The organism is Sporolactobacillus sp. CQH2019 (genome assembly GCF_028765345.1).
Lineage (GTDB): Bacteria > Bacillota > Bacilli > Bacillales > Sporolactobacillaceae > Sporolactobacillus.
Window position 1 is genome coordinate 48,133 of record NZ_JARAJZ010000011.1, and the last position, 11,477, is coordinate 59,609.

General features: G+C 50.0%; 9 protein-coding genes. 5 read left to right on the forward strand and 4 right to left on the reverse strand.

What is annotated here, in order from left to right:
• Nucleotides 1–137: 137 nt before the first annotated feature.
• Nucleotides 138–3,077 (forward strand): insulinase family protein, encoded by a 2,940-nt coding sequence (locus tag OYT88_RS15250; RefSeq protein WP_274401204.1) that lies wholly within the window; start codon nucleotides 138–140, stop codon nucleotides 3,075–3,077.
• Nucleotides 3,078–3,672: 595 nt separating this feature from the next.
• Nucleotides 3,673–4,569, forward strand: coding sequence for a hypothetical protein (locus OYT88_RS15255; RefSeq protein ID WP_274401205.1), 897 nt, complete (start codon nucleotides 3,673–3,675; stop codon nucleotides 4,567–4,569).
• 210 nt (nucleotides 4,570–4,779) lie between these two features.
• On the opposite strand, the gene OYT88_RS15260 is transcribed toward OYT88_RS15255, so the two are convergent.
• Complete coding sequence (locus tag OYT88_RS15260) at nucleotides 4,780–5,556, reverse strand: tyrosine-protein phosphatase (protein ID WP_274401206.1); 777 nt, start codon at nucleotides 5,554–5,556, stop codon at nucleotides 4,780–4,782.
• Between the two features lie 380 nt (nucleotides 5,557–5,936).
• Here OYT88_RS15260 and OYT88_RS15265 point away from each other — a divergent pair, with 380 nt between their 5' ends.
• The 3 genes from OYT88_RS15265 (at nucleotide 5,937) to OYT88_RS15275 (ending at nucleotide 8,253) form a co-directional block, all read left to right on the forward strand.
• Nucleotides 5,937–6,656, forward strand: coding sequence for a tyrosine-protein phosphatase (locus OYT88_RS15265; protein ID WP_274401207.1), 720 nt, complete (start codon nucleotides 5,937–5,939; stop codon nucleotides 6,654–6,656).
• Nucleotides 6,657–6,678: 22 nt separating this feature from the next.
• Nucleotides 6,679–7,431: a class I SAM-dependent methyltransferase gene (locus OYT88_RS15270; protein WP_274401208.1), complete on the forward strand. Its 753-nt coding sequence runs from the start codon at nucleotides 6,679–6,681 to the stop codon at nucleotides 7,429–7,431.
• A gap of 198 nt (nucleotides 7,432–7,629) precedes the next feature.
• Nucleotides 7,630–8,253, forward strand: coding sequence for a nitroreductase family protein (locus OYT88_RS15275; RefSeq protein WP_274401209.1), 624 nt, complete (start codon nucleotides 7,630–7,632; stop codon nucleotides 8,251–8,253).
• A gap of 230 nt (nucleotides 8,254–8,483) precedes the next feature.
• Here OYT88_RS15275 and htpX read toward each other — a convergent pair whose 3' ends face one another.
• From htpX to OYT88_RS15290, 3 genes are all read right to left on the reverse strand, one after another.
• A complete protein-coding gene (htpX, locus tag OYT88_RS15280) occupies nucleotides 8,484–9,374 on the reverse strand; it encodes a zinc metalloprotease HtpX (protein ID WP_274401210.1) in 891 nt (296 codons plus the stop codon).
• Nucleotides 9,375–9,386: 12 nt separating this feature from the next.
• On the reverse strand, nucleotides 9,387–9,932 hold the full coding sequence (locus tag OYT88_RS15285) for a LemA family protein (protein WP_274401211.1): 546 nt from the start codon (nucleotides 9,930–9,932) through the stop codon (nucleotides 9,387–9,389).
• Nucleotides 9,933–10,177: 245 nt separating this feature from the next.
• Nucleotides 10,178–11,470 (reverse strand): ABC transporter ATP-binding protein, encoded by a 1,293-nt coding sequence (locus OYT88_RS15290; protein WP_274401212.1) that lies wholly within the window; start codon nucleotides 11,468–11,470, stop codon nucleotides 10,178–10,180.
• Nucleotides 11,471–11,477: the final 7 nt, after the last annotated feature.

An 11,477-nucleotide genomic window follows, 5' to 3' on the forward strand; every position in this document is an offset into this window, starting at 1 on the left:
GGCAGAGAGCCGGAAGCATGTTTTACTAAAAAATAATGTATAATAATATCAAATGCGGCCGGCGTTTTCCGCAGATAAACCGGAAGAAGCCGGTCGGCATACGTTTTCCAGCCACGATTTTCCAGGAGGTCGAAGCGATGAGTGCATTGAAACAGGGCGAAATCACCCACGGTTTTAAGCTTGTACATACCGATGACGTCGATGAAATCAGATCAAGGGCGTATGTATTCGAACATGTGAAAAGCGGTGCGAAACTTTTATATCTGCAGAATGACGACGACAACAAAGTGTTCACAATCAGTTTCCGGACACCGCCGAAAGACAATACAGGGGTTTTCCACATTCTTGAACACTCCGTGCTCTGCGGTTCCGACAAATATCCGGTCAAAGAACCGTTTGTTGAACTGCTGAAGGGATCGCTCAATACATTTTTGAACGCATTCACATTCAGCGATAAAACCATGTATCCGGTCGCCAGCAAGAATGACAAGGATTTTCTGAACCTCATCGACGTCTACATGGACGCAGTCTTTCATCCCAATATTTATAAGTACAAAGAGATACTGGAACAGGAAGGCTGGCATTATGAGCTGACCGACGCGAAAGAAGCAATCAATTACAAAGGGGTCGTCTACAATGAAATGAAGGGCGTTTTTTCCTCGCCGGAGGGGCTGCTTGAACGAATCAACCAGAACTCGCTCTTCCCTGATACGGCCTACGGCTTTGAATCGGGCGGCGACCCGCTGAACATTCCCGACCTGACTTACGATCAGTTTATTCACACCCACCAAAAATACTACAGTCCTGCCAACAGTTATATCTATCTGTACGGCGCCATGGACATCGGCGAAAAATTAGCGTATCTGGATCGGAACTACTTAAGTGCCTTTAACAAGATCGACGCAGACTCCTCTATTGCAGCTCAGCCGCCAATCGGCAGCTCGGTGGAAATTGTTAAAGATTATCCGATTCTGCCCGGGGAAGATGGCAAAGATAAAACATACATGAGCATCAACTTTGTCATTTCAGAAGCGACGGACGCGGAAACCAGCCTCGCTTTCGAAATTTTGGACTACCTGCTCCTGGACAGCCCGGCCGCCCCGCTTAAAAAAGCGATTCTGGATGCCGGCATCGGCCAGGATGTATTCGGTTCCTATGACAACAGCACGCTGCAGCCGCACTTCTCTATCAACGTGAAGAATTCAAACATGGAGAAAAAGGAAGCGTTTAGAAAGGTCGTCTTCGACACGCTGCGCCGTCTCATCGGCAGCGGCCTTGATAAAAAACAGATCGAAGCAGCGATCAACGTCAAGGAATTCCAGCTTCGCGAAGCCGATTACGGCTCTATGCCGAAGGGGCTTGTCTACAGCATGGCGGTCATGGACAGCTGGCTGTACGGCGGCGATCCGCTGATTCACCTGAAGTTCGAGAACACTCTGGCAAAAGTCAAACAGGCGCTCACCGGCGACTATTTCGAAACCTTGATTGATCACTATCTGCTGAACAGCCGCCACCGGTCGTTTGTAACGATCAGGCCGTCCCGGACCCTTGCTGAAGAAGAAGCCGGCCGGACAACGAAAAAACTGGCTGATTATAAGAAGAGCCTGAGTGAAGACGCGGTCGCTCAGCTCGCCGCGTCGACCAAAAAATTGAAGGAACGCCAGTCCGGCAAAGACCGTCCGGAAGACCTGCGGAAAATCCCTCTGCTGTCACTGAACGATATTGACAAAAAAGCGGAAGAGATTCCGCGATCGGAGACGGAAATCGACGGAGCCAAGACGCTGTTCCATGACCTCGCGACAAATAAGATCGCTTATGTCAGCCTCTATTTCGATACATCGGCCGTCTCTGAGGCGCATATTCCCTATCTCTCGCTGCTTCAGGAAGTTCTGGGCAAAGTCGATACGCAAAAGTATCCGTACAGCGACCTTGTCAGCGAGATCAATATCCGCACCGGCGGAATCGGATTCGACAATCAGACTTTTGCCGATAAAGACAGCGATCAGATTTACAAGCCCAGATTCGCGGTCAGAACGAAGATATTGGCGGACAAACTGCCCGAAGCATTCGATCTGCTTCATGAGATCCTGTTCCGCAGCCGTTTCGAAAATTCTTCCCGGCTGAAAGAAATCATCCGGGAGATCAAGTCGAGGCTGGAGATGGCTTTCAACCAGGGCGGTCAGGCCGTCGCCGCGAGAAGGCTGGCTTCGTATTTCTCAAAAGCCGCCCGCTACAGGGAACAGCTTAAAGGACTCCGCTTTTATCAGTTCATTTGCGAACTGAATAAAAACCCGGACCGGTACATGGACGAAATCCGCGCGACACTGGCCGGGCTGACCGCTCAGCTGTTCACCAAAGACCGGCTGATTGTCAGCATAACCGGGGATCAGCCGATCCTTCAGGCCGTCCGCGAGCATTGCAGCCGCCTGAATATCCCGAAGTCCGGCACAGTTGAGAAGCAGGCAGCCGAATCCGGGCAGGGCGGCGGTCCTGCCGTACAAAATGAAGGGCTGATGACATCAAGCAAAGTCCAGTATGTCACCAAGGGCGCGAATTTCAAAACGCTCGGCTTCGGCTTCAGCGGAAAAATGCATGTTCTGAAACGGATTCTGACGCTCGATTATCTGTGGAACCATGTCCGGGTAATGGGCGGCGCCTACGGCTGTGGCATCATGATTGAGTCATCCGGAAACGTCATCTACTGGTCCTATCGTGATCCGAATCTTGATGATACCCTGAAAATTTATGACCAGGCCGGTGCCTATGTGAAATCCTTTGAGGCGGACGAGCGCGAGATGACTAAGTATATTATCGGCACCATTTCCAGTCTCGACGCGCCGCTGACTCCGAGGGACAAAGCCGATCAGTCCGACGCCGAATATTTCCGGCGGGTCACTCAGGCAGATATCCAGCGCGTCCGTAACGATGTGCTGGCAACGACTAAAGAAGATATCCGGCAGTTCGCTCCGCTTCTGAATGCCGTCGCCGCTGAAAACCATATCTGCGTTTTCGGCAGCGAGACGGCAATCAAGGAGAACGAGAACCTGTTCGGCCAATGCATCCATGTTTTTCAATGAACCTGCCATTAAAGAAATAAAACGGGGCTGTCTTAAAGAGCAGCTCAGATGAACGGCGGGAGGGATCGTTTCTCCCTCTTTCCACCTCTTGTCGGAACCGCATCCTGCGGTTCCGTTTTATGTTGCGCGCCTCCGCCGGAAAAACGGCCCGGAGGCAGATTTTTTGCCGGAACTGCCTGTTCATTCGTATGGGCCGGAAAGTATACCGGACAGAGAACCGGCCTTAAAATGCAGAGAATTGATAAAACTGATCGGCTATTATGGCAAAGTCCGAAATATCAACAGGAATCGCTGCTTCACTAATATGCAAAGAATCAACAGTATCAGTAAACTGAAAAATATTGACAGTAGACCATCCGGAATCAGTAAGTGGCAATAGTCAGAATCGGTTCCCGCATTTCAGCAGATTTTCCGTCCATTTGGCTAAAAGCAGCCCGGATTAATCGACCAGGAAGGAGTCGGATGACAACCGCCGCTCAAAAAAGCCGAAACAATCAGAGGACAAGTGGTAGAATATGATCATATGGGGCAACAGAAATGTTTCGGATAGCGGCGGAGCATTGTCTCTTTCACGTCATAAAGAAGGGGTGATCGAATGAACCAGGCCAAAGCTTTCGGATCGTTTGTCCTGCGCTATGAAGCAACGTTCAGAACGTCGGCATACCTGCAATGGGGAAAATCGAAAAAATCCCTCGGAGCGGTGCTTTTGCTGAATCCCGGTTCGGCAAATCCGGACGAACAGGATCCGGATTTGAATGCCCGTCTGAAAGCATCGGGGGCCGCAATGGGCCGCATCCGGACAGATGCCGTCATGGAACAGCTAATCCGGCTGATCGAAAAGATCCACAATGACCGTCCGGTGATTGAAGGCCGATTTCGGATCTATCATTTATTTAATTTACAGGAAACGAATGCGGAAAGAGCCGTCAATGCATTCGAACGGCTGGCCGACAGCCGAAAGATTATCGTGACCGAATCCCTGGTCACTCCCCGCGAATTGCAGGCCCATCCGTGGATTCTGCTCGGATGGGGCATCAATCACCGAAGAAGCTGGCGCCATCTTCGCGAGATTAAAGATTTATGGCGGCAGCAGATCGAAGCATCCGGAGTCCCGAAGTTCGGAAAAATGAACAAGAACGGCGATTATTATCCCCCGTGCCCGCAAGTCGTTTCCGAACGTCCGATCATGCTCGATGAACTGTTCAACCAGTATAACAGAGTCATCAAACCGCTTCTCCCTGCGGAAAAGCCGATTCGTCTGAAAAATTATACACTGCTCAGATGGAACCGGAAACCAGGCAGAGAAGCCCGGGCAATTTTGCGGGATAACCGGACCGGCCTGCAGTGTCTTTTTACACCCGGATCGGCGCAGGATCTAATCTGGTTCCATGCCGATCTTGCCGGAGACCCGTCGCTTTCAGACTGGGAACCGTTTCATGACCGAAGTTTCGATCATCTATCGTCGATTGCTTTTGGAGAAGAAAAGGAATGAGATTTAAATCTGCCGTCAATCAGGGAAGCAGGCAGGCAGCCGCTGAGGCGGGAACATCGGCATACGCAGCGTATGTTAATGGTTAACCGCGATACGATCTTCAAATCGTTCGGGGTTCAATTTCCCCGGGATTTCCCCATATTTTCCAGGCCCTTATCGTTGAAAAAAGGCTCTTCCGTTTTTCGGAAAGAGCCTTTCAGCAAATAAAGATTATTCAAGACAGAAATCCTTTATTTTCTTGCGCACGTCGGACGTAATGCCGAATTCGATCATCAGATAGCGGTCAAACGTTTCATACGTGTCAGTAATCGAATCCATTGAAGCCTCAAGGAATTCTTCATGAAGCGAAAAGTCCTCTTCAAACTGCTTGAGCGCCCTGTCGGTAAGATAGTGCGAAGCTTCTTCAAAAAGTTCCCTGTGATAATCGACAAGCGTCAGATTCGAAAGCATATAATCGTCCATGATCGTTTCAAAAGGCACACCCAGCGTTGTTAAAATAAGCATGGCTCCGACACCCGTCCGGTCGCGCCCGCCCGCACAATGATGGACAAACGGAAGATTTTTCTCCGGCCGTGCTACCAGGCTCATCAATCTCCGATAGGACGCGTTTCGAATCGGCATTTGTTTATAAACCTGAGTAAATTTCTCACGTGAAAATGTTTTATAGAAAATCTCCGGCGCCCATTCGGAATGAGCGGTTGTCTTATCTTCGCCGTTTACTGCCACACGTTCGTGGCGCTCCCAGCCGATCTGCGGATCCGGCCTCTGCTCGGCTTCCATTTTATCCCGGTAATCATAGATCAGCCGGAAATCAAATGCTTTCAAATACTGAATATCTTCTTCCGTAAGATCCGTCAAGTCGGCCGACCGGAAAATCAGCCCCTTCTTTACTTTTCTCCCGTCTCTTGTTTTCAGTCCGCCCATATCGCGAAAATTATAGGCTCCCTTCAAAGGCAGCAGCTGTTCCGACAATACCGTGCTTTCCATTGGCATCCCCCTCACATACGGACATCGATCGGATTAGATTAAACCAGCGGTTCCTATTCATCATAGCATAATTTTTTACTGCGTCGCTCGTTTCCGGATCTCGACCTTCGACCAAGTCCTTTTTCATCATAGCATAATTTTTTATTTCTTTTATTGCGGCTTTGTTAATCATAGGTCAAGCTTTGTGCCCTGCACTGACCGGCTATGTTGCTTATGGGGCGGCTTTAAATCTTGTTCCTCCCCTTCTTTGAAGAACGCACCGTTTGGCGGTACAGCTATCCCCTCGTTCAAAAACCTTTACAAAATGCGGCTCTTAAATGATTTATAATGTGGATGAATGTTCCTTTTTATCGGAAATATTATAAAAAAGAGGTGCCGCGATGCCGATAAGACGTATTCTATTATCCTCAACACTGAACACTCGGGATCTGGGCGGCTACCCTGCCGCGGATGGCAGGGCGACGCAGTTCGGCCGGATTATCCGCAGCGATGCACCGCTTGCTCTGACTTCAGATGATCGGATACTTTTGAAGCAGCTGGGTGTGACCGCCGCCATTGATTTTCGTTCGGACCGAGAAATCGTCAGCGATGTGAGCGCCTTTGAACAGGCGCCTGATTTTGACTATTACCATTGCCCGTTTGCGATCGGCAACCGCGATCCGGGATCAAAGGAAGGTGTTCCTCCGCTGTACGCCGAAATCATGACGGATATTCCGGTCATGCAGCGGATTATGCGGATCATCGCAGGACAGAGGGGCGGAGTTCTGATCCACTGTGCGGCCGGCAAAGACCGGACAGGGGTGGTTTCCGCGCTGCTTTTGCTGACGGCCGGAGTCAGTGTCAGCGATATTCTGAGCGATTACCAGGTTTCATATACCTATCTTCGTTTGAAAATAAGGAAAGGTTTGAAAGAACATCCGGAACGCCCTTCCTATTACGGCCGCTCAGATATGGAATATATGGAGAAAACGCTGGATCATTTTTTTGAAACCTACGGAAATGTTACGAACTATCTGCAGACGATCGATCTGAATCCCGTTGAAATATCGGCTCTCAGGGAAAAGCTCTTGTCCCGAAGCGCTGAAGATCCTCTTGCCTGAAAAAATGATGGGAGTGCTGCATGTGTCAAACTTAGAAAAGTTTACCGGAAAGGCGGATATCTACGCCAGATTCAGGCCCGATTATCCCGAAGCGCTGATCCGTGATCTGATCCATGAAAATGACCTTGACGGCTCCTCGGCAGTCGCCGACATCGGTTCGGGAACGGGAATCCTGACCGGGCAGCTGCTGGATAACGGGCTGAACGTTACGGCGGTCGAACCGAACGCAGACATGCGCCATGTCGCGGAAACAAGGCTGAGACGCAATCCCCGGTTCACATCCGTCACGGGTACTGCCGAACAAACGGGGCTAAAAAGCGGAACCATCGATCTAATTACCGTCGCTCAGGCTTTTCACTGGTTCGACCCCGATAAATTCGGGAAAGAATGCCGGCGCGTTCTAAAAAACGGAAAAAGAGTTGCGCTGATCTGGAACAGCCGGGTCGCGGAGGATCCGCTGACTCGGGAAAGTGAAACTGTCTGCCGCCGGTTTTGTCCTGAATTTGATGGATTCTCAGGGGGAACCGGCGATGAATCTTTACGATTGGACTCCTTTTTCCGGAACGGATATGTCGTCAAAACATATGATCACCCGCTTAAATACAATTTGAAAACCTTCATCGGCAGGTACCTCTCGGCTTCATATGCACCGAAACCGGCCGATCGGAATTATCGGCTCTATATTGAAGCACTGAATCGGCTGTTTCAGAAATTCAGCCGAGAAGGGCTGATCGCTTTTCCAAACGTGGCCGAATGCTTCAGCGGCCGGATTTAAAAAACGCTCGTTCATTCTTTCAGCAGCGGAAGAACTCCTGATAACTGAAAAAGAAGCTGAAATAATAAAAAGCGTTAACATTTTCTACTTATCTCCATCCGAAAAATCATTATATAATAATAAGGGCGGCAAGAAGCAAAAGTAAGCAGCTTCTTTAAAATACCCTCTCTACTACGTTCAGGAAAAGAGATGACAGAAATGAATGAAGAAGCCATTCGTCTCATCACCGGAAGAAAATCGATCAGAAAGTACGATGAGGCCCAAAAAATCAGCCGGGACGAGATGACCCGGATGCTTGAAGAAGCCTGCCGGGCTCCGTCAGCCTTGAATCTGCAGCCCTGGCGCTTTCTGGTCATCCAAAGCCATGAAGGAAAAGAAAAACTCAAACCGCTTTTTTATAATAATCCGCTGCTGCTGGACTCCTGTTCGGCAATGATCGCTGTTCTGGGAGATTTTGCCGCATCGGATTACAAAGATCAGATTTACGACAAGGCGGTAACCGGCGGAACGATGTCCAAAGAAGAACGCGACAAAGAAGTCCGGCTTATTTCCGATCTTTACGACGGCATGCCGCACGACGAGCAGCTGACCGACGTTTCTTTTAACAGTGCGCTGGCAGCAATGCAGCTCATGTTAGTGGCCCGGGCCCACGGTTATGAGACCTGCCCGCTCGGCGGTTTCGACAAGAAACGTTTCAGTGAGGTGTTCGATTATGACCGCTCCCGTTACCTGCCGCTTGTTCTGATTGCGATCGGGAAACCGGCGGAAGAAGGATTTGATACCGTGCGTCTCGGCGTTGACGAGATTACAAAATGGATTTAATCTGTGCAATCCTGATATCGGACGTGCCCCGCTTTGGATGGGGGGCCGTCCGTTTTATTTTATGCTGTAAGGAAGCCGGCCGGCCCGCCATAAAACCGGTTCCGCCCCCGCAAGAAAGGCTTCGCCTGCGCTGAAAGCCGGGCGAAGCCATATTTTCTGACCTATTGCACTGGCGCCATCGCAACGGACTCTTTTTTTACATGGCGGCGGATAGATGCCTGCCGCCGGAGTCACATCTGCCTCAGCCGCTCGATCCGGTTCTCGATCGGAGGATGGGTCGCAAACCAATTCATTTTTTTGCGTTTCCGGCCAAAAGGGCTGGCAATGTACATAGACGCCGTCGCTTCCTTTACATCTTTCAGGCCCTTTGTATCGCTGCCGATCTTGGTCAAGGCATTGATCAGCCCCTGCGGATCGCGCGTAATCTCGACCGCCGACGCATCGGCGAGATACTCCCGATTGCGGGAAACGGCCAGCTGGACAAACCGGGCGGCAAGAGGAGCAAGAATAATCAGGACCAGGGCGACAACCATCATGATTGGGTTGGACTTGCTGTTGTCGCGCTTATTAGCGCGGCCGCCTCCCCAGAAAAATATGCGCTGGCCGAAGTCGGCAATAATCACAATCACGCCGACCAGTGCGATACAAAGCGTCATTAAACGAATGTCGTAGTTGCGAATATGCGAAAATTCATGGGCGGCAACACCGGCTATTTCCTCACGGTTAAGCTGTTCCAATAATCCTGTGGTAAACGCAATGACGCTTGACTCCGGTTTCATGCCGGTGGCAAACGCATTGGGGGACGGGTCATCCACGACATAAATTTTCGGCATCGGAACATGGGCGACGATCGATAATTCGTCAACAATGTGAAACAGCATCGGATTGTCTGCTTCTTTGATTTCCCGGGCACCCGACATGCCGAGCACCTGCGCTTTCGCACTGGCAAACGTCACGGGAATATAAAAAGCCAGGACAACCGCTGCGATGACCAGACCGGCAATGGAATCACTGCCGGCAAAATAACCGACCGCCCATCCGATCGCCAGGACGAGCAGACAGAAAAACACGAGGAGCGCCAAAGTCTTCCGCTTGTTTTGCTGGATCTGCTGATAAAGCATGGCCGGCCTCCTTTAAAAAGTGACCTTCGGAACATCACGGTCAGCCTCCGGAATGGTTAACAGCTCTTCTTTCTTAAATCCGAACAGGCCGGCCAGAATATTGGTGGGAAAAGATTCCCGCTTAATGTTGTAGTCCTTAACCGTTTTATTGTAAAGCTGGCGTGAATAGGCAACCTTATTTTCGGTCGTCGCCAATTCTTCCTGAAGTTGCAGAAAATTCTGGTTGGCTTTCAGGTCGGGATAGGACTCTGCCAAGGCGAAAATCGATTTCAGAGCCTCTTCAATCTGATTGTCTGCCGCAATCCGCTGCTGCGGCGTCCCGCTGACCAGCCGATTCCGCGCTTCGACCACCCGGGAAAGCGTCTCCCTTTCATGTTTGGCATAGCCCTTGACTGTTTCGACCAGATTGGGAATCAGATCATGGCGCCGTTTCAGCTGAACATCGATCTGGCTGAAAGACTCCTGGACCCAGTTGCGATACTTGATCAGGCCGTTATACGACACAATGAAATAAATCACAATGACGGCGATGACGGCGATAATGATAATGGTAGCCATAAGATGCGAAACATCCCTTCTGTTTTAGGTGGCCAAAAAATCCTTACAGCTAAAGTATAGCATCATTTTTCATGAAATAAGACGGCTTTTTTGGATCGAATGTTCTGCTTATCTTTTGTTAAAATACCTGTAAAAATACGAAGCCGTTCATGTCCGGATCTCCGCCGTCTTGCCCCGGGCACCGCCATTACACAGCATGGCAAAGCCCCCGCTTCCGCATCCGATTTCCGAGAAATGCACAGATCTTATACGGGAGCGGACTCTTTCTCCAGATACAGTACTTTGGCTTCCTCATCGTAGGCAAACAACTCCGCATAGCGTCCCCAATCAATTAAAATATCCAGCTGATGATCGGCTTCGATCGTTCCGAAATGCTTCTCAAAAATTTCAACAAAGAATTCACGTTCCATTTTATTATTGGATTTGGAGCGCAGAATGCGGACAATATTTTCTATAATCGGCACATATTTCCGTACCTGTGCCTTAAATATCTCTTTTCTTTCAAGGACGCTGGCATCGGCAAATTGATGGCCGATGTCCGTTAGGTCGATATCCCCCTGACGAATGGTCGCAAATCCGAAAATCTGGGCTGTTTCAACAATAGGCAGAAAATCTTCCAGGTAGAGATTAAACTGGTCGGCCAGCTTGTAAAGATCGACTTTGTTTCCGAGATCGTCAATCAATTCAATAAAACCGGTCAGCGCACCCGCGGGGACTTCCGGAAATTTTTCTATTTTCTTTCTGTTTTCTCCGGGAACGCTCACCGGTTTCACTTCGCGTTTCGTCATAATCGAATAGATCTGGTCGACGAATTCTGTAAACCGGTATTCCGTTTTGTCGCGCCAGTGCGGCAGAGGAATAGAAATATCGGAAATGACGCGGGCAGGATCACGCGAGAGAATGATCGCCCGATCGGACATATAAACGGCTTCCTCGATGCTGTGAGTCACCATGATGATGCTTTTAGTCGGGATTTTCTTCTCGATCCACAGTTCAAGCAAGTCGCGCTTTAAGTTTTCCGCAGTCAGGACGTCGAGTGCCGAAAACGGCTCATCCATCAGCAGAATGTCCGGTTCCATGACTAAAGCGCGCCCGATGCCGACACGCTGACGCATGCCGCCGGACAGCTCTTTCGGATAGGCTCCTTCAAACCCGTCAAGCCCGATCATATCAATAGCGGAAAGCGCCCGGCGCATTTTTTCATCCTCCCGGAGCGGACGATTATCAAGTCCGAGTTTCACATTTTCGAGGACCGTCAACCAGGGAAACAGGGCGAATGACTGAAAGACCATACCGACACCCGGATTCGTGCCGACGATCTTTTTGCCGTTATAGAGAACCGAACCCTCCGATGGAGAAACCAATCCGGCGATGATCCGCAGCAAGGTCGATTTCCCGGAGCCCGACGGACCGAGAATCGAAATCAGTTCGCCTTCTTTAATGCTGATGCTGATATCTTCCAGAATCCTGACGTTGCCCTGATTCGGCAGATCGTACCGTTTGCTGACGTGCTGTAATTCAATCAGTTCTTTTTCCATGCCCAAT